Below are 18307 nucleotides of genomic sequence, written 5' to 3' on the forward strand. Positions count from 1 at the left end.
TTAAGAAACCCCTCTCACCAATGGATTGTACTTCGACTTTCAATCTTCAAAGTAACCCATTTTGTCCCACATTTCAAGAAATAACTTCTCTTACCGGCTTACATCTCAATTGAAGCTTGATTCAAAGCCGTAACCCCACTTAAGGACTTCAAGTCTTCCATCAACTGAACAAGCGCCCCGTCTTTCATCTTGGCTTCAATCATGACGTCGAGCCTCGGGGTAATCGGAGCAATCTCCTTGAAAAATCGGTACAGGGGTTCAGCCTCCACATAGTCGGCATGGCTTCTGGGGTCCTTCTCGCTCTTCGGACTGGAAACGTGAATCTTGGGAGGCAGTCCGGCTAAGTCCTCGCGCTTCCAGGTCTCCGCAATCCGCGGCCAAAGCTTGGCGGCATCCTCCCCGTTATTATTGACTTGATGATGATGGACATCGAGCACCATCGGAGTGCTTACCTGCTCGGCAATCTCCAACGTTTCCAATGCGGTGAACGTCTTGTCATCATTCTCAAGCGTGATTCGCTTTTGAATTTCGGTTCTCATATCCGAGAACTGCTGTACAAACCGTTCGCCTGCTTTGGGCTTATCTCCATAGATGCCTCCGACATGAATGTTGCATAGCGACTCACTGCCAAGGCCCATAGCATTCAGCATCGCGGAGTGCCTTTGGAGATCTTCTACTGACTTTTTCAACACATCTTTCTTCGGTGTACTCAGCACTGTAAAATGATCCGGATGAAAGCTGACGCGCATCTGGTTCTCTTTGACATAGTTGCCAAGCTCCTTAAAATCCTCCGCAAGCACTGTAATAGGGTCCCAGTCCTCCAGCATTTCGTGACCGAACAGTGGAATCAGCTTGGATGAGAAACGAAAAACGTGTATATCATGGGCGCGGTTATGCCGAAGCAGCCTGAGCGAGTTATGGATATTCTCTGCGCCCAGACGCTCCAACTTTCGAATAGCCGCCTCTCTGTCGGTAAGCTTATTAAAGTTTGTAACCGTCATCGTTCTGGACGGAGAAGCATTTTTGACCATGGTTGACATGGCAACGTAACCGAAACGAATGATCATTCTCCAAAGTCCCCCTTACAGATTCCTGAATAGGTTACCCGATCCAGATTAGGGACATGCATGAAGGAATCGCGTTCTCGCGTTTATCTAGTGCGGTAATTTCCGATCAGGGATACGAACTTTCTTTATGCAGAAGCACCGGGAACTGTTTCAGATAAAAATGCAGTAATGCGCTCAGCGATTTCTCGGGGAACTTCAAGAGGCGACAAGTGCCCCGTATTACGAAGAACCTCCAGTCTAGCCGGCGGGATTCTTCCAGCAACCTCTCTTTCGACAGCTTCGAGACGATCAACCGGATCCATCTCACCGGCCAGTATGAGTGTCGGGGCCTGAATCGATGCGACGGAGGCAGATATATCCTCAATCATAGCAGTTTCCGGCCATGCGGCACGGGCTGGCGGGCAGCTTTTCTGCATATCTTCCAGCACCATCTCTCTGACGTGCTCCTTCAGAGGCAGCCTCACGATATTGTTGAAGGCTGCTTCGGCACCTTCTCTCGTGTCATAGAAATGAACCATCGCCTGCCTGAAATCAGGAGGCATATCCTGAGGTGTAGGCGGAGATGGAGCTACAAGCACAAGAGCCTCCAGCCCTTCTGGACAGCGGGATGCCAGAAGTTGCGCCGCCTTGGCTCCCATGGAATGTCCTACAAGCACATACCTAGTTAATCCAAGCTCTCGAATGAGCGCCTCGGCATCGTCTGCGAGATCGGTAATCCCATAGGAAACGGCTGATTTATCCGATTCTCCCCACCCTCTGTGGTCATAAGCATAGCAGCGGTATTGCTCCTTTAAACCGTCTATGACCTCCAGCCATGTTCTCGACGATCCCCCATAATAGTGCATAAAAACAAGAGCTACGTCTCCTTGACCACTTGACTCCACAAATAGCTCTACACCGTTTACTCGAACTTTCATATTCAAGCACCTCACTGATTATTGTTTAGTTTATGTAACAGTATCTGTTACCATTACATTTATATTAGCTGTGTATTTTCATTATGTCAACTTCCACATTTGCCAAAGGTACCGTTGATTTCATGACCCCGAAGCTCTACACTTACAGTAACAAGACCAGAAAGAAGGAAATCTAGTGGCAAACAGCAGCCAGCAATTTTCTGTAGCCATTCACATACTCTGTTTTTTGGAGTTCAATAAGGCAGGCAGGACAACCTCCGAGCTTCTTGGAGCAAGTGTGAACGCGAATCCCGCTGTCATTCGGCGCATCATGCGGAAGCTAACCCAGGCAGGACTTCTTGTATCTACCTTAGGGGCCGGCGCCGCAATCAGCCTGACCCGCTCCGCCGAGCAAATTACACTGCTTGAGGTGTATCAGGCTATTCAGCAGGAAGAGCATAGTGAATTATTTGTTATCCACCCAAACCCCAATCCCGAGTGTCCGGTAGGCAGTAAAATGCCTTTTTTATTACACGGAGTCTACGGAAACGTACAAGCCGCCTTAGAGCAACAGCTTTCCCAAGTCACCATTAGCCAGCTCGCACACCAAATCATCTCAGAGGGTTGAATGAAATAGGCCCACAAGTAGAGACAGACTAGCGAAGCTGGTTCAATTACTTTCAATTACTTTACTTCCCCCTCTTGTAAAGCATAAAAAAAGGCCTCACAACAGCGTTAGAGCTGCTTGCGAGCACCTTAGATTTTATTGTACGAGCATCTTAAAAATTTGAAAGCTTACGTAAGCGACAGCCCCTATTATGACGGGACTTAGCAGCTGCATCCCGATTCTAGTACCGGCATCTTCCTTGCGAAGACTCAGGTAGTTGCCCATAAACCAGATGGCTGCATATATAATCATAACACCCACGGAAATGAGCTTCTCCTTCGGCTGGGCCGAGCCATAAAACCGTAGAAATGAAAGATTAGCCATATACACACAAAAGGGGTTGGGATCCCCAGAAGCAGATTAAAAATCCAATAGGAAATGAATCGTCTATCATGGCGCTCTCGATGCTCCATATCCTCACTCCCGCTCCTCATTATCACTTTATTCCTAGTTTATGTTCTAAGAAGCGAAAGAGTAAGTACTAAGTTTGTATAGTACTGCAAAAATGCTCGACGACCCAAGACACTTAATTGGATCATCAAAAAAAACCATTACCTTCAGCCGAAAAGGCGAAAGTAATGGTTTTTGGGCGTTTGCATTTACCTATCCTATAACGCTAGAAACAAACTGTTCCAGTGAAGCGGTATCCGTTATATTCTTGTTGCATTCATGACCGTCCATGCACAAATAATTACCGACAGCCTTGTAATAATCAGGCGAGGTGTTCGCAGGACGTTTGCGGGAAACGGCGGTGAACAGAGCAAGCTCCTCAAACTGGTTGCACACGAAGCAGTAGCTCTTTTTATGGGTAAGGGTATACCTTCCCTCCACGCCGACAAACTGCCCGTTCATAGGAACCACGATAAACAATTTATTGGTTGAGATATCGACCCAGCTCAAATACGTCATAAAGCGGTAATCGAGACCGGCAAGATCGGGAAGCTTTAGCTTTTTATTTTTCGGAAACAGCTTCTGGATTTGCTTGGCTGTAATGGCCGGGAACGGAAGCAGATATTCCTGAAGAGCCTTCAGATACGCTTGAAATTCCTCCGCAGCCCGTAAGACCGACACAGCACCCAGCATTTGCTTCTGAGCAGCGGTAGCGTCAGGAAACAGCTCAAGGATCTTCGTTTCTACCGAGTACTTCACCGATTCCAGCACCTTCGAGTCAGAGGCCGTCCGATAAGCCTGTAGCAGCAAATCAGCTTGATTTTTCACTAAATTATATTGATGATTATGGATAAATGGTTCACACATGATGGGTTCAGCTCCTTATTAGATATAGACGTTCAATAAGGGCAAAGCCGCATCGTTAGAACCGACCTGTTGCGCTAACGGGCGATTTCTATCAATTCGTTATACGCCCATGCAAAGTATCGCCTCTATAATGGGCTTTGCATGAACTTGAGCCAATCTGGCAATCCTTTATTGCCACCGGTATCAACTCCTTTGGGCAGAACTACCCCAATGATAACAAAACCTCGCAAAGTGGAGCCTTGACTTGGCTTTTAAGACTTATTCACTGGCTTTGCGGGAGTGCCTCTATATTTTAACAAGGCATTTCGCCTGTTTCAATGGAGAGTATCGGTATGACCAATCATTCCGGTGAATACCTAGACTGCCAATCAATATAAATAACCCGTCTACATGCGCGCTCAAGCGGCCTGCAAAACGGGTTACTGACGTGTAAATCCTTAATCGCTTATCGCCCCTGGGGGCCTACCCCTGTTCACCAAAAAACATCTCATGAGCCAGCGCTGTTTGGATTCTAGCCTCTTCCTCGGTCAGCCTCCGCACAAGCTCCATTTCCACCTGCGTCACTTCTTCGCCTTGAAAATTAATTTCGGCGATGGAAGCCACGATCTTGACAATGGCAATGGCCTGGTTATCCGGAGTGTAGGCGACCACCTTTTGCCCGGTAGGAAATACGCGAAAGCCGCTTTTCACCATCTTGCCACGGCCGTATTCCAATAGTTCGTACAGCTCCTGCTCCGACTTGAATTTACAGACAGAATTAAATTCGGTTTGGAATCCCATGCTTCATCTACTCCACATCAAAAGTATATTGAATCGCTTGCTTCGCCTCATGCCGCTCAATAGCCAGACGAATCAGATCATCCAGCAGCTCGCTGTACGGCTTGCCGGTCTCTTTCCATAACAGCGGATACATGCTGAACGGCGTAAAGCCTGGCATTGTATTAATTTCATTAATATAGATTTTGCCGTCCGTCTTGCCAACAAAGAAGTCGACACGGGACAACCCGCTGCCATCAATAGCCAGAAACGCGCGGATCGCATACTCTCTCAGCTGCTCGCCGATCTCTTCGGAGATTTCAGCCGGAATGTTCATAGCGGATTTGCCGTCGATGTATTTTGCTTTATAATCGTAGAATTCATTCGAGGATACGATCTCACCTGGTACGGATGCCTGCGGTTCGTCGTTGCCAAGTACCGCGACCTCTACTTCCCGCGCATCGATATTCTCCTCCACGATCACTTTGCGATCGTATTGGAACGCGAATGTGACAGCCTGGATCAGTTCCTCTTGGTTTCTAGCTTTGGACACGCCGACGCTGGAGCCCAGATTAGCTGGTTTTACAAAGCAGGGGTAGCCGATCGCAGTTTCGAGCTCCATTAAATGATAAGCTCTGTCCTTCTCCCACTGCGTCTTCGTAAAATGACGGAATACGCATTGCGGAAGCCCCTCTTGAGCAAAAACCTTCTTCATCATGACTTTGTCCATGCCTACTGAAGAAGCCAGTACGCCTGCACCTACATAAGGGATGTTCGCCATTTCGAATAATCCCTGAATCGTACCGTCCTCACCGAAGGTCCCGTGCAGCAAGGGGAATATCACATCAAGTCCTGCCGACGAAGCTTGCTCTTGCCCTGAGGCCGCTGCAACCTGTACTTCTCCTTTGGCTCCCATGGAGCTGAAAATGGGGGAAAGCGCATAAGAGGTGGAGGAACCGCTTTCCGCCGCGGACTCCCCGAAGGTCAATTCCTTGGTTCCCGCAGGCGCTGCAAGGAGCTTTGGACCGCTTTTCCATTCTCCTTGCTTGGTTATGTAAAAAGGCGTTACTTCATATTTGCTGAAATCCATGGCTTTCATGACGGCAAGCGCGGTTTGCAAGGAAACGTTATGCTCTCCTGACTTCCCCCCGTATACCAATCCTACTCGTATTTTGCGGTTCATGACGTACCTCCGTCTAATATTCCTGTTCTATAGTTACATGTCATCGGCAATTCGAACAAAAACATATCGAGTACGTTCCGTCCATGCCGGAGAATCCCGGTAATCCCAGTAACGGTTACGACTGTTGTACGTGTGTGCGTTCACCAGCGGCATCCCGTTCACATCTCTTGCAGTTACAATTGCATTGTGTTGGAATCGCCCGTCGCCATCCCAGTCATAGCTGATCATGTCACCAGGCTGAAGCTCCCATGGTTCCGTTACTTCAACGCCATGAAGTCCTCTACGACTACGGGTAACGAACGATTGCAGACTGTGGGCGACCGCCCAACTGAAGCTCCAAAGCTCCTGGGAGCCCTGCTTACCTGAAAACCACCAGCCTGAATCCCTTTTCCCAGTATAGTCCATAGGCGCCCCGCCTGCAAAGAGGCATTGCGAGACATAATTCGTACAGTCAACTTCAAACTCCATAAACCGGGGATTAGACCGATTCCACCAAGTTTCGGCATATGCCACGGCCTTCTCGCGGTCATAACGGATTTTTCTTGATAGGCTTTCCGTGCTGTTGAGTATACTATGATTGAGAAAAGGGAGCGAAGGACTTCTTTGCGGCTGATCTCCGGCCTCGGCTATGGTTGGGAAAGCTCCATGCTTGATCGATGTGCCTCTCTCACGCCCTAAAGCTTCAGCGCTTCGCACAAGCCATTTGCCTTCGTAGGTGTCGAGCAGCAGGCGTTCGGGCTCTATTCTTTCCTCTGTATAGGTTGCTGTTCCAATTTGATAGTGAAGCTGACGGCGCATCTCAATTTCCGCTATAACTCCGTGCTCCGTTGTTTTGACGCGGGTGAATCGAAGCTTCGTTTCAGACCGGAGAGCCTGTGCTCCTCGTGTCTTGCAGCTGCCGCTCATTTGCTCCAATCTGCGCTGCTGAATCTGCAAATAACCATCGTCTTTCATATAGGGAGAAATCGGTTCTGCAGAGCCCAGAAGCTCGGCTTGATTTTTTGCATGCACATAATGGTAGACAGCAGTTTTCCAGGACATGGATTTAGACCTCCGAGCAGGCATGAATTTGATTCAATATATGTTTTTTTCGGGCGAAAAATGATTGAAATAATTCTTTACGTAGCCTTGGTAAGACGGTATACTTGAGACAGAGGGATAAATGAAATTCAGTTTCACCACATGAAACCGAATGAAATTTGATTTGAGGAGGAACTCACCATGTCCAACAAGGACACTTTTTCTGTTCGTAAGCAGTTAAACGTTGGAAACCAAAACTTCCAATATTACAGCCTGCCTGACTTTGAGAACCAAGGCAACGGCACGATCAGCAACTTGCCGTTCTCGATCAAAGTTTTGCTGGAAGCGGCTGTTCGCCAATTCGATGGCAGAGCTATTACGCAAGAGCACGTGAAACAAATCGCAGGCTGGGCTAACGGCCGTGACGAGAACAAAGAAATTCCTTTCATTCCTGCACGTATCGTTCTTCAAGACTTCACAGGCGTTCCAGTCGTCGTAGACCTTGCGGCAATGCGCGCGACTATGGCTCGTGAAGGCGGAGATCCTAAACGGATCAACCCGCTTGTTCCTGTAGACCTTGTTATTGACCACTCCGTCATGGTCGACGCTTTCGGATCGCCTGACGCTTTAGATACCAATATTAACCTGGAATTCGAACGTAACGAAGAGCGCTACCGCTTCCTGCGTTGGGCGCAAACAGCATTCGATAACTTCCGTGCTGTCCCTCCTTCAACAGGTATCGTTCACCAAGTTAACCTAGAGTACCTGGCTTCCGTAGCAGCTACCAAAACTATTGACGGCGAAACTGTCGTATACCCGGATTCCCTTGTAGGAACAGACTCCCACACAACCATGATCAACGGTCTTGGTGTCGTAGGTTGGGGTGTCGGCGGTATCGAAGCAGAAGCTGGAATGCTCGGACAACCGCTGTACTTCGTAGCTCCTGAAGTTATCGGTTTTAAATTGACTGGCAGCCTGGCAGAAGGCGCAACGGCAACTGACCTTGCTTTGACTGTTACACAAATGCTTCGTAAAAAAGGCGTCGTAGGTAAATTCGTAGAATTCTACGGTCCTGGTCTGAGCAACATCTCCCTGGCTGACCGTGCAACAGTTGCCAACATGGCTCCTGAGTACGGCGCTACCATCGGCTTCTTCCCTGTAGACAGCGAAACGCTGAACTACATGAGAGGCACTGGCCGTGAAGAAGATCAAATCGCGCTTGTAGAAGCTTACTACAAAGCTCAAGGCATGTTCCGTACCGACGAAACTCCGGATCCAGTATTCACAGACGTGATCGAGCTTGACCTGAGCACAGTCGTACCAAGCTTGGCTGGTCCTAAGCGCCCGCAAGACCGCATTGAGCTTACGAATATGAAGGAAGCTTTCAACTCCATCATCCGTACGCCAATCGAAAAAGGCGGATACGGCCTCACTGAAGAGAAAATCGAAGAAGTTGTTGATGTAAACTACGCTAATGGCGATTCCGTGAAAATGGGTACTGGCGCAGTTGTTATCGCAGCGATCACTTCTTGTACGAATACATCCAACCCAAGTGTTATGCTGGGCGCGGGCCTCGTTGCAAAGAAAGCTGTTGCTCTTGGTCTGAAAAAACCGGCATACGTGAAGAGCTCCCTGACTCCAGGTTCCTTGGTTGTTACCGAGTACCTGAAAAAAGCAGGATTGCTTGAATCCCTGGAAGCACTTGGTTTCCACGTTGCTGGCTACGGCTGTGCGACTTGTATCGGTAACTCCGGTCCGCTTCCTGACGAAGTTAGCAAAGCAATCGCTGACAACGACATGACAGTTGCGGCTGTTCTTTCCGGTAACCGTAACTTCGAAGGCCGCGTACATGCTCAAGTAAAAGCAAACTACCTGGCTTCTCCTCCGCTTGTAGTGGCATACGCGCTTGCAGGAACAGTGAACATCGACCTGGCTAAGGACCCTATCGGTTACGACCAGAACGATAAGCCTGTCTACCTGAAAGACATCTGGCCTACAAACCAAGAGATCCAAGAAGCTCTGGGAACTGCACTGACTGCAGACATGTTCCGTGATAAATACAAAGACGTATTCCGTGCCAACGAGCGCTTCAACCAAATCGCTGTTCCGGAAGGCGACCTGTACGAGTTCGATACGAACTCCACGTACATTCAAGAGCCTCCTTTCTTCACAGACTTGGGTACCGTTCTTGACGATATCGCCGACATCCGCGGCGCGAAAACTTTGGCGCTCATGGGCGATTCCGTTACTACAGACCATATCTCCCCTGCAGGTAACATCAAAGTTGACAGCCCTGGGGGTAAATACCTGATCGAGCATGGCGTGAAGAGAGAAGATTTCAACTCCTACGGTTCCCGCCGCGGTAACCACGAAGTGATGATGCGCGGTACATTCGCGAACATCCGCATTCGTAACCAAGTGGCTCCAGGAACTGAAGGCGGCGTAACGACTTACCTGCCTACCGGTGAAGTTGAGTCCATCTACGATGCTTCCATGAAGTATCAAGATGCCGGAACTAACCTTGTTGTTATCGCAGGTAAAGAATACGGTACAGGAAGCTCCCGTGACTGGGCGGCAAAAGGAACGTTCTTGCTAGGCGTGAAAGCTGTTATCGCAGAAAGCTTCGAGCGTATTCACCGCAGTAACTTGGTTGGTATGGGCGTACTGCCTCTTCAATTCGTAAACGGTGAAAGCTGGAAGTCCCTGGGTATCACAGGCCGCGAGACTTTCGATATCACAGGTCTGAGCAACGATGTGCAACCAGGCTCCACTGTAAAAGTAACAGCTACTCGTGAAGACGGTACTTCCTTCGAGTTCAGCGCCCTTGTGCGTCTGGACAGCATGGTAGACGTAGACTACTACCGTAATGGCGGTATTCTGCAAACTGTTCTTCGCCAAATCATAGCTGAGAAGAAGTAATATAGGAAAAGTCCGAGACTGCCGGAAACGGTGGTTTCGGGCTTTTTTTTGTGTAGAAATACAACACATTGTGCCTAAGATCATTCCTAACGTGCTAAGGTCGGCGTATTCCAGTCCCCTTTCGCAGCTTTTCGAAGCATAAATGGAAGTTAGGAAAAGATAGCAATCAGCATTATGCTCAGAGGCTTCATCACCTTTTCAAAAGCGTGCCGCTGCAGGGTTTTCCGCTGTTTGCCAATAAGTGTAGGTTGAGCCCGCTCTCCCTCGTCCCTATAATGAGAAAGCGAAAGGGGAGATGAATGATGACATTAATCAAGAAGCTCATCCTTGTCACGCTGTTTTCCGTTATCGCTGTGGGGACTACAACAAGCGGCCTCAGTGAGCCGGCTTACGCGGCTTCTTCTACTGTTTTGAAGCAGGGAAGTGTCAGCGGTGATGTATGGGACCTGCAATTTCGTTTAAAAGTACTCGGCTACTATACGAAGCCGCTCGATGGGATCTACGGTTCAGCTACAGCAGCAGCCGTACGAAACTTTCAACAGGTCTATGGCCTTACAGCCGACGGCTATACAGGAACAGACACATGGAACGCTTTGCGGAAATACACCGTCAACCAAGCGGACCTTGATATATTAGCTAAAATCATTTACAGCGAGGCAAGAGGAGAAAGCTATACAGGACAAGTAGCAGTTGGGGCTGTTGTGATGAATCGATTGCAATCGGGAAGCTTTCCGAACAACATTCATGACATCGTATTTCAACCTGGAGCCTTCACCGCGGTTAGCGACGGCCAGTATTGGCTGACACCGGACAGCGCAGCTTACATGGCAGCTCAGGACGCTGTTCGAGGTTGGGACCCCACCTATGGTGCTCTATATTATTTTAATCCAGCAACCGCAACAAGCAGTTGGATCTGGTCCAGACCACAGACCGTACAAATCGGCAATCATATATTCGCAAAATAATTCATGAAACGAAAAGAGAGGCTATTCGATGTCAAGCCGACATCGGATAGCCTCTCTTTCTTGAATAAGCCGCTTCGTTGTACTCTGCAGCTACTGTCAAAGCTTCGGTTTAGGTGCCTTAGAATCATCTGCATACCAAGGATTTAAGTGTACTAGGACTTCATCCACGTCCGTGTGAGCATCTTGAATTTTCTTCTTGATCAGACGGCTGATATCGTGTCCTTCCTGAATAGTCAGCGTACCTGAAACACCGAGCCGGGCGTCCACAAGAATGTAATGACCGTGTTCTCTCGCTCTCAGCCTGTCGATTCGCTTGACTTCCGGTACGGTTCGGATCAGAGCCGCGTACTGGTCGATCTGATCTGTACTGACGCTTCGCTCCATGAGAATATCGAAGGATTCGCTGCCCATCTCATAAGCAAGTTTCAGGACAAGAAAGGAAACAATAATCCCAGCTACGGGATCTCCATAGGCAAGCAGATGGATGCCGTAATGGTCCCCCAGCAGCGCAAGCCCGATCCCTATTGACGCCGCTATGGAAGCATACACGTCCGCCAAATGATCATACGCAGTAGCTATCAGTCCCTTGCTGTTCTGTTTGCGGCCCTCCCGCATCGTGTATATATAGAGGACCTGCTTCCACACCAAGGAAACTATTGCTGCAGCAAATGCCATGATATGCGCCTCTTCCGGCTCCTGGAATAAAGCGTGAATCGAATGATAACCCATATAGAGAGCGGCACCGCCCAAAATAATGGCTACAATAAAAGCTCCGAGCACTTCCGCTTTTCCGTGCCCGTAAGGATGCTCCTCATCGGCCGGTTTACTGGATACGCGCATCGAGCTGTAAGCCGTCGCCGAGGCGATGACATCCCCTGCATTATGGATGCCGTCAGCAATCAAAACCTGACTCTTGAACAACAATCCGACGATAATCTTAAGCGCGGTCAACACAATATTGCTGGCCAAACTGATCCAGATCGCCATCATGGATGACGTCTTGCGCATGCTGCTGCCACTCCTTTGCTTATCGTTTCGGCTGATAAGTATGATATGTGCTGAGCTATGTACGTTGTGCTTCAAGTACAACCTGAGGTCTTAGTATGACCCGCGGCAAATAAAACATCCGTCACAGCGCGCGGCGCTCGATGAACATCTATGCTGCGATTAGCACAAGTCGCATTCTGGACGACGTACTGCATGACGTGCTGCAAGGCTGAGGAGCGTCTGAACGATGCCTACCGCAGCATCGTCCCCATACGCCGCGCCGCTTCCATAATCAGCGGCGCCTGCTCTTGCATCAGCTCCAGCGTCAGCCTGTTCGCTGGGCCCGATACCGCGAGGGCGGCGACTAGCCGGCCCCCGCGGTCATAGATCGGCGCGGCCACAGCCGCCGCGCCGGGTTCGCGCTCCTCGACGCTTGTGGCGTAGCCGAGGCGTCTAGTTTCGCTGAGCTGCTGCTGGAACGCTTGCTGATCGAGTCCGGCCGGCCAATCGGCCGACGCGCTCAGCCGCTCCTGCGCAGCAGGCTCAGCAAAGGCGACGAGCACCTTGCTCGAGGCGCCGACGTATAGGGGCATTCGCGCCCCGACAGGGGCTACGCGGCGAATGGCATGGTTGCTCTGCACCGCCTGGATGCGGACCCGCTCCAGGCCGTCCTGCACGTACAGGGAGATCGTCTCGCCGAGCTGATTGCGCAGCCTCTCCATCTCCGGAAGCAGCAGGACGCTCGGATCGGTATCCGGCGACAGGTGCGCGGACAACTCCCAAAGCCGATAACCTAGGCGATACTTATCTGTTGAGGTGTCTCGCATAATGAAGCCTTTGCCTTCCAAAGACGCCAGCAACCGGTGTACGGTGCTCTTATGCAGATCAACCCGAGCTGCAATTTCCGTTAAGGTAAGTTCTGCAGCGTTTGTAAAACAAAGCATAATATCTAGAGCGCGCTCTACCGCGCGCACGGTCAATTTGCCATCTTCCATCCTGTACACCGCTCTCATCGTTAGGGTTGTTTCACCAAATGAAACCAAGTAGTTCTAGTATAGCGAAACGAGCAGCGCACGTAAAGGAGCAAGCCTTCCTAGCTTTTCCATTATTACAGCAGCATTACAGAAGGCTTACAATTCCGTACGCCCGTTGACTTGTAAGCGCATACAGTTTAACATGAAAGTAGAGAAACACTTATCAGAATATTTTGTTTATTTGGCATTTTTTTCTTGCAAGGAGGGACTCATCATGTCATCTACGTCTATTTCTACCGGAGCGCTTCGCCCTCCTATAGAACAAGCGGCTGCCGAAACGCTGCTGCGCAAACGGCGGTTGCTGCCGACCATACTCATTTCATTTCTTGTGCTCTGCACAAGTATGCTGCTAGCTTTTCACGCTTATATCGCCTGGACGCTTGCTCGTCCCCATATCGATCCTCTGCACTCCAATCCTAAGCTAGCTGTGGGACTTCCTTATTCCGATGTCACATTCCCAAGCCGCAGCGGCAATTCGACTCTTCAGGGTTGGCTCATCCCGGGCAACTCCGACAAAACCGTCATCTTCTCTCACGGTTACGGCGGCAATCGCGAGGAGCTATGGGTTCCGCTTTACACCCTGGCCCAGGAGCTGCATAAACAGAACTATAACGTACTCATGTTCGACTACGGTTATGTGAATCCGGATAACAACCGTCTGATGACGGGCGGGATTCAGGAATCCCAGGAATTGCTGGGAGCTGTGGATTATGTGAAGCAGATGTCGAGCGGACCGATTTATATCTGGGGCTTTTCCATGGGAGCAGGAACAGCGCTGCAAGCGGCTCTGCAAAGCGGTCCGGACATTTCCGGTATGATTCTGGACAGCACATTCCTGCTGAACCCGGATACGCTGTATCACAACATGCAGCAGTATGTGAATCTGCCGAAGTTCCCATCCCTGCCTCTAGTGCGTCTGTTCTTCCCGCTGCTGAACGGAGTCAGCCTGCAGGAAGTGCCTTACAAGAAGGTCACCAACACTTCCTATGACATGCCGATCTTCTTTATTCACGGAACGGCCGACAGCAAGGCTCCTTATGAATTGGTTGAGGATACGTTTGCCAAGCAAACTGACCATACGAAGACAAAACTTTGGATTCTGCAAGACGGACAGCATGAACTGCTATACCGTGCCGAGCCTCAAGCCTACCTCAGCAGGACGCTTGGGTTTCTGAAGGAGATTTCCACTCCTATGCACGCTGATCTCGGTATTTCCTCCTCCTTATAGAACTCGGACCCCGTCATGGGGTCCATTTTTTTGAGCTATATCTGAGAAACACTGTTGAGATAATTTCTTGAACAAGGTCTTTCAAAAAAGATTGGCCGTGCCTATTAATCCATCTCATAAATCGAGCCCGATTTGCTCGCAAACAGCTCGGCGTATACTTTCTCCGCATAGGCATCGGTCATGCCTGACATATAATCGGCCACAAAGCGCGGCCAGGCCCATTTGTCCTTATGGCGCTCGTAGCTGTCCATCCAGTCCGGCGGAATGATCCATTGACCCTTCTCCGGGTCTTTAAAGCTGTTCCAGAGGCTCTCCACAATAATCTCGCTGCGCTTTTGCAGGCGTTGCACACGGAAGTCCTTGATTAGCGTCACCCAAGCCAGCTTCTTCAAAATTTCCATGGTCCGCAGCAAGTCTCTGTCCTCGGCTCCGTCCTTGACCATCGCGACTTTCTTCCAGCCCTTATCCGGGTCGTCGATAATGTCTAGGCGATTAGCAAAACTGCTCACCCACCTGGCCTTCATCTCTCTGCGCGTTCTAGACTCCTCGCGGTTGCACTCGATGAAGATTTGCTGCCACTGCTCCAAGTAGCAGGAGAGCACTCTGCGCACCATTTGCTCGATATCGACCTCTTCCCAGCCAAACCTTGTACTGTTCGGGTCGCTGACGATCTCCATCACGACATGCCGAATCAGCCGTTGATCTTCGAAAAAGGTGGCGTTCATCTGAATTTTACCCGCCCGAATCCCATCCTCAATATCATGCGTGGAGTAGGCGATATCGTCGCACAAGTCCATCAACTGAGCCTCCAGCGTGGAGCAGCCAGCCGGCATCCCCCAGAGCGCTCTAAGTTCATGAATGCCCGCCCATTCCGTAGCGTATACACCTTTGATGCGGTCTTCCTCCTCCAGGAGATACGGATATTTATTAATGCCAAGAAGCACGGCAGCGGTCAAATCGAGTCCGCTCTCACTGCCCGCTCTTTTTTCCAGGAACATAAGAATACGGAAATTTTGCGCGTTGCCCTCGTACTTGAGCCCATGCTCATTCATCAGAATATGATTGAGCACTTCCTCCCCTTTATGTCCGAAAGGAGGATGACCGAAGTCGTGCGCCAGTGAAGCACACTCAACAACCGTAGGGTCCATGACCAGACCCGGATGCTCCCGCTTTTGCAGAAAAGGGTTCGTCCGGTTCAGCCGCTTCGCCACTTCCCTGGCAATCTGAGCCACCTCTAAGGAGTGCGTTAATCGCGTTCGATAATAATCTCCTGACCCCGCACCAAACACTTGAGATTTCCCCTGCAGCCTGCGAAATGCCGGAGATTGAATGAGTCTGGCGTAGTCTCTCTCGAACTCATCCCGTTCTTCGCTTATTTTAGAGGAAGCCGCCTCCCCAGGCCTGAATTTTCTAAGATCAATCATATGCGTCCCTCCATCTTAGATGCGGTCTCCTCATTCGGCTTTTCTTACCATCAGTTTATGCTTCTCCTGGTATGTCCATCACAAGGCTTTTCCACCGTTTTGAATTTTGTATTGTTATTCAGAATACTATATCTGCTCGCGGCACAACAAGTCATTTCCCCCATAGAGACGCAAAAAAGGGAATGCCGCACAAGTCGTTTGTGACTTGCGCACACATTCCCTTATGGATGACCACTTATTTTAACAATGAAAGAAATTCTGCCCGCAGGGTCGAATCTTTACGGAAAGATCCGCGAACAGCAGAAGTTACCGTCTGGCTGCCGTATTTCTTCACACCGCGGGAGCACATGCACATATGCTCTCCCTCTACGACGACCATCACACCGTGCGGCTTCAACACCTCGTCGAGGATGTCGGCTAGTTCGGATGTGATGCGCTCCTGCACCTGAAGCTTGCGGGTAACCACATCAACCAGACGGGCGAACTTGCTAAGTCCCGCGACTTTGCCGCTAGGCAGGTATCCGACATGCACTTTCCCGAAAAAAGGCGCCATATGATGCTCGCACTGACTGTAGTATACGATATCTTTGATAATGACCAGTTCTTCATGCTGCTCGTCAAACGTAACGCCCAACACGTCGCGCGGATTAGCCGCATAGCCGGAGAAAATCTCCTCGTACATCCGGGTCACCCGAGCCGGTGTATCCAGAAGCCCTTCACGATCTACGTCCTCACCAATTAGGCGCAAAATCTCTTTGACATGATGCTCGATCTGTTCGCGGTTCTCCGCGACGAGCGTGTTTTTATATTCAATGGATGCCATTTATATCCTCTCCCCTTCCTATGTTACCCGATGCACGTTCGGAGAAACTTGATGCTGTCTCTCAGCGCCGCGCTATCTTTATGCGTCTTGGTCAGCAGCAGCCCTCCCTGCAGCAGCGAGACGATCGGCAGTGCCAACTCAGCAGGCTGCAGTCCCCTAAGCGTAAGCTCACCTTGACTGTGTCCTTCCTGCAGGCATGTCTCCACCATAGCCTCCAGTTCGCTGAAGAAAAGGCTCAGGGGCCTTCGTAGCTCTTCAGAGCGATCGCTAAGCTCTAGGGACAGGTTCCCAAAGAAGCAGCCTCTGCGGCACTCGTGTGCCTCGCAGAACGCGAGCATACAGTTGAACAGTTCTACAACCCGCTGCTTAGGCGAGAGCTGCTTATTGCCCAAACTCGGGTCCATGACAGCTTCCCGCATCTGTCTTACCTTGCGTTCAATGACCTTGATGCCCAGTTCTTCCTTGCTTTTAAAATGATAATAAAAATTGCTCTTGCACACACCGCTGCTGGACAAAATCTCTTCTAGACCTGTAGCCTGAAAACCGTTATCGTGAAACAAATCCATAGCAGCTTCTACAATTCTGTCCTTATTGTTCGCCATGAATGCGCCCACCTCTTGATAGTACTGGTACGTCCTACTCATATCGAACGAAACAAGGAAAAAGGGCCAGCTCCTTGATGGCCGTGCCCGTTTTTCGCCAGTTCCAGTAGCGCTTACCTCTTACTTAAACTTCTGGTTCTTCATCATTTGCTGAACCTTCGCCATTTGCTGCTTGTTCATGTTATAACCCATCTGCTTGGCCATTTTCTGCAGCATTTCAGGATTGCTCTGCATCGATTCCAGCTGCCTCTTCAAGTAGAAGACCCCAATAAAAAAGCCGCCAGCCAGTCCCGCAATCAAGGTTACGATAGGGATAATAATATTCCACATGTTACTTTGCCCCCTGCTAGTATAAAAATAGAGAGTTTCTGATGGTCTCATCATAGCACTTCTGCCGAACCGTTTACAAATCACTTCTGCCGCTTGGGTAACATTACATAAGCACTTGATCGATGAATACGGTTGTATGCTTGGCCAAATCAATCTCTTTAATCTCAAGCTCCCTCTCATCCGTCCCCTGCTTGACCACTCGAATGATCGGCCTGCTCGGCAGACCGCGATGCTGTCCGACGACAACGCCGGTTTCTCTCGTGGATAGTCGGACGGAGGAGCCGGTCGGATAAATCGAGACGATTTTCAAAAATTCAATCAGCACGTCGCGGTCCAGCTTTGTTTCCGCCAGCGCCATCATATGCTCGCATGCCTCATGAGGCTGCATACCGCGGCCCTTCACACGATCATAGAGCAGGTTGTCGTACATATTGGCGACAGCTGTAATTTTGGCATAGATATGAATTTGATCGGAGGCCAGCCCTCTTGGGATGCCTTCTCCATTCACAGCTTCATGATGCTGAAACGCCACGTGCGCGATAAGCAAGCTGAATTCACGCTTATTCTTTAACAGCTCAAATCCCCGCCACGTGTGATGTCTTCTGATATCCTCGGACTCATCGTCACAGATCAGCTCGATCTTGCCGACATCGTGCAGCAGCGCGCCAATCGCGAGCTCTTTGAGCTGCAGGGCGTTCAGCCCCATATTCATGCCGACTAGCACAGACATCATACACACGTTTGTTGCGTGTACATACATTTCATTATCTTCGGTTCGGATATCCGAAAGCTGTACGAGTACATCCTTATTCTTCATGATTTCTTCCAATAACGAATCGATGGTGACACTCATCGCACGAGAGTTAAACTCCTTGCCGGATCGAATGAAATTGAACGTATCTCCCATTTGTTTCATGACAGCCCGCTTCGTTTCATCGGAGATCACTTCCGGAATTTCCACGTCCTCCATCAAAGGATCTTTGATGTAAACCATGGATACCCCAATTCGGTTCAGTGTATTAATCATATATACCGTCAGCTGAACTCCTTCGGAGAGCAGAACGGCCCCATTGCTTGAAAAGATCGTCCGGCCCAAATATTGTCCAGCCTCTACCGATTCCAGCGGCACATACTTCATGGTCTCGCACA

18 protein-coding genes are annotated in these 18307 nt (G+C 49.8%); 4 read left to right on the forward strand and 14 right to left on the reverse strand.

Features of this window, described 5'->3' with window-relative positions; genetic code table 11:
* Positions 1-98 precede the first annotated feature (98 nt).
* Together uvsE and L0M14_RS24945 are read right to left on the reverse strand one after the other, a co-directional pair.
* The gene (uvsE, locus tag L0M14_RS24940) at positions 99-1067 is read right to left on the reverse strand and encodes a UV DNA damage repair endonuclease UvsE (RefSeq protein WP_235119136.1); all 969 of its coding nucleotides are present in this window, start codon (positions 1065-1067) and stop codon (positions 99-101) included.
* Between the two features lie 125 nt (positions 1068-1192).
* A complete protein-coding gene (locus tag L0M14_RS24945; protein WP_235119137.1) occupies positions 1193-1984 on the reverse strand; it encodes an alpha/beta fold hydrolase in 792 nt (263 codons plus the stop codon).
* A gap of 175 nt (positions 1985-2159) precedes the next feature.
* Here L0M14_RS24945 and L0M14_RS24950 point away from each other — a divergent pair, with 175 nt between their 5' ends.
* Positions 2160-2591, forward strand: a complete 432-nt coding sequence (locus L0M14_RS24950) for an RrF2 family transcriptional regulator (protein ID WP_235119138.1) — start codon at positions 2160-2162, stop codon at positions 2589-2591.
* 135 nt (positions 2592-2726) lie between these two features.
* Here L0M14_RS24950 and L0M14_RS24955 read toward each other — a convergent pair whose 3' ends face one another.
* The 5 genes from L0M14_RS24955 to L0M14_RS24975 all read right to left on the reverse strand — a co-directional run bounded on the left by L0M14_RS24955 (position 2727) and on the right by L0M14_RS24975 (position 6867).
* Positions 2727-2891: a hypothetical protein gene (locus L0M14_RS24955; protein ID WP_235119139.1), complete on the reverse strand. Its 165-nt coding sequence runs from the start codon at positions 2889-2891 to the stop codon at positions 2727-2729.
* Positions 2892-3233: 342 nt separating this feature from the next.
* On the reverse strand, positions 3234-3887 hold the full coding sequence (locus L0M14_RS24960; RefSeq protein WP_235119140.1) for a FusB/FusC family EF-G-binding protein: 654 nt from the start codon (positions 3885-3887) through the stop codon (positions 3234-3236).
* A gap of 462 nt (positions 3888-4349) precedes the next feature.
* Complete coding sequence (locus tag L0M14_RS24965) at positions 4350-4667, reverse strand: hypothetical protein (protein WP_235119141.1); 318 nt, start codon at positions 4665-4667, stop codon at positions 4350-4352.
* A gap of 7 nt (positions 4668-4674) precedes the next feature.
* On the reverse strand, positions 4675-5826 hold the full coding sequence (locus L0M14_RS24970; RefSeq protein ID WP_235119142.1) for a D-alanine--D-alanine ligase: 1152 nt from the start codon (positions 5824-5826) through the stop codon (positions 4675-4677).
* A 33-nt stretch (positions 5827-5859) separates the two neighbouring features.
* Positions 5860-6867 carry an amidase domain-containing protein gene (locus L0M14_RS24975; protein WP_235119143.1) on the reverse strand — a complete coding sequence of 336 codons (1008 nt, stop codon included), beginning with the start codon at positions 6865-6867 and terminating at the stop codon, positions 5860-5862.
* Between the two features lie 180 nt (positions 6868-7047).
* Between L0M14_RS24975 and acnA the strand changes: the two genes are divergently transcribed.
* Together acnA and sleB are read left to right on the forward strand one after the other, a co-directional pair.
* Positions 7048-9765: an aconitate hydratase AcnA gene (gene acnA / locus L0M14_RS24980; protein WP_235119144.1), complete on the forward strand. Its 2718-nt coding sequence runs from the start codon at positions 7048-7050 to the stop codon at positions 9763-9765.
* A gap of 302 nt (positions 9766-10067) precedes the next feature.
* Positions 10068-10730, forward strand: coding sequence for a spore cortex-lytic enzyme (gene sleB, locus L0M14_RS24985; protein ID WP_235123030.1), 663 nt, complete (start codon positions 10068-10070; stop codon positions 10728-10730).
* Between the two features lie 96 nt (positions 10731-10826).
* Here the strand turns inward: sleB and L0M14_RS24990 are convergent, their stop codons facing one another.
* Entirely contained in the window at positions 10827-11738 is a 912-nt protein-coding gene (locus tag L0M14_RS24990) for a cation diffusion facilitator family transporter (RefSeq protein WP_235119145.1), read from the reverse strand.
* Positions 11739-11968: 230 nt separating this feature from the next.
* Positions 11969-12712 (reverse strand): IclR family transcriptional regulator, encoded by a 744-nt coding sequence (locus L0M14_RS24995; RefSeq protein WP_235119146.1) that lies wholly within the window; start codon positions 12710-12712, stop codon positions 11969-11971.
* 253 nt (positions 12713-12965) lie between these two features.
* Here L0M14_RS24995 and L0M14_RS25000 point away from each other — a divergent pair, with 253 nt between their 5' ends.
* A complete protein-coding gene (locus tag L0M14_RS25000; RefSeq protein WP_235119147.1) occupies positions 12966-13979 on the forward strand; it encodes an alpha/beta hydrolase in 1014 nt (337 codons plus the stop codon).
* Positions 13980-14083: 104 nt separating this feature from the next.
* Here L0M14_RS25000 and L0M14_RS25005 read toward each other — a convergent pair whose 3' ends face one another.
* From L0M14_RS25005 to L0M14_RS25025, 5 genes are all read right to left on the reverse strand, one after another.
* A complete protein-coding gene (locus tag L0M14_RS25005; RefSeq protein WP_405031134.1) occupies positions 14084-15400 on the reverse strand; it encodes a deoxyguanosinetriphosphate triphosphohydrolase family protein in 1317 nt (438 codons plus the stop codon).
* 238 nt (positions 15401-15638) lie between these two features.
* Positions 15639-16226, reverse strand: coding sequence for a GTP cyclohydrolase I FolE (gene folE, locus L0M14_RS25010; protein ID WP_235119149.1), 588 nt, complete (start codon positions 16224-16226; stop codon positions 15639-15641).
* 23 nt (positions 16227-16249) lie between these two features.
* Entirely contained in the window at positions 16250-16828 is a 579-nt protein-coding gene (locus L0M14_RS25015; RefSeq protein WP_235119150.1) for a TetR/AcrR family transcriptional regulator, read from the reverse strand.
* Positions 16829-16948: 120 nt separating this feature from the next.
* Entirely contained in the window at positions 16949-17158 is a 210-nt protein-coding gene (locus L0M14_RS25020; RefSeq protein WP_235119151.1) for a YneF family protein, read from the reverse strand.
* A gap of 103 nt (positions 17159-17261) precedes the next feature.
* Positions 17262-18296 carry an HD-GYP domain-containing protein gene (locus L0M14_RS25025; RefSeq protein WP_235119152.1) on the reverse strand — a complete coding sequence of 345 codons (1035 nt, stop codon included), beginning with the start codon at positions 18294-18296 and terminating at the stop codon, positions 17262-17264.
* Between the last annotated feature and the right edge of the window lie 11 nt (positions 18297-18307).

Origin of the sequence: Paenibacillus hexagrammi, assembly GCF_021513275.1 — a bacterium.
GTDB lineage: Bacteria > Bacillota > Bacilli > Paenibacillales > NBRC-103111 > Paenibacillus_E > Paenibacillus_E hexagrammi.

What these genes read in the sequence shown, in the direction of transcription:
- uvsE (WP_235119136.1), bottom strand. Translation starts at nt 1,067, where the DNA reads ATGATCATTCGTTTCGGTTACGTTGCCATGTCAACCATGGTCAAAAAT.
- L0M14_RS24945 (WP_235119137.1), bottom strand. Translation starts at nt 1,984, where the DNA reads ATGAAAGTTCGAGTAAACGGTGTAGAGCTATTTGTGGAGTCAAGTGGT.
- L0M14_RS24960 (WP_235119140.1), bottom strand. Translation starts at nt 3,887, where the DNA reads ATGTGTGAACCATTTATCCATAATCATCAATATAATTTAGTGAAAAAT.
- L0M14_RS24965 (WP_235119141.1), bottom strand. Translation starts at nt 4,667, where the DNA reads ATGGGATTCCAAACCGAATTTAATTCTGTCTGTAAATTCAAGTCGGAG.
- L0M14_RS24970 (WP_235119142.1), bottom strand. Translation starts at nt 5,826, where the DNA reads ATGAACCGCAAAATACGAGTAGGATTGGTATACGGGGGGAAGTCAGGA.
- L0M14_RS24975 (WP_235119143.1), bottom strand. Translation starts at nt 6,867, where the DNA reads ATGTCCTGGAAAACTGCTGTCTACCATTATGTGCATGCAAAAAATCAA.
- acnA (WP_235119144.1), top strand. Translation starts at nt 7,048, where the DNA reads ATGTCCAACAAGGACACTTTTTCTGTTCGTAAGCAGTTAAACGTTGGA.
- sleB (WP_235123030.1), top strand. Translation starts at nt 10,068, where the DNA reads ATGACATTAATCAAGAAGCTCATCCTTGTCACGCTGTTTTCCGTTATC.
- L0M14_RS24990 (WP_235119145.1), bottom strand. Translation starts at nt 11,738, where the DNA reads ATGCGCAAGACGTCATCCATGATGGCGATCTGGATCAGTTTGGCCAGC.
- L0M14_RS24995 (WP_235119146.1), bottom strand. Translation starts at nt 12,712, where the DNA reads ATGGAAGATGGCAAATTGACCGTGCGCGCGGTAGAGCGCGCTCTAGAT.
- L0M14_RS25000 (WP_235119147.1), top strand. Translation starts at nt 12,966, where the DNA reads ATGTCATCTACGTCTATTTCTACCGGAGCGCTTCGCCCTCCTATAGAA.
- folE (WP_235119149.1), bottom strand. Translation starts at nt 16,226, where the DNA reads ATGGCATCCATTGAATATAAAAACACGCTCGTCGCGGAGAACCGCGAA.
- L0M14_RS25015 (WP_235119150.1), bottom strand. Translation starts at nt 16,828, where the DNA reads ATGGCGAACAATAAGGACAGAATTGTAGAAGCTGCTATGGATTTGTTT.
- L0M14_RS25020 (WP_235119151.1), bottom strand. Translation starts at nt 17,158, where the DNA reads ATGTGGAATATTATTATCCCTATCGTAACCTTGATTGCGGGACTGGCT.
- L0M14_RS25025 (WP_235119152.1), bottom strand. Translation starts at nt 18,296, where the DNA reads ATGAAGTATGTGCCGCTGGAATCGGTAGAGGCTGGACAATATTTGGGC.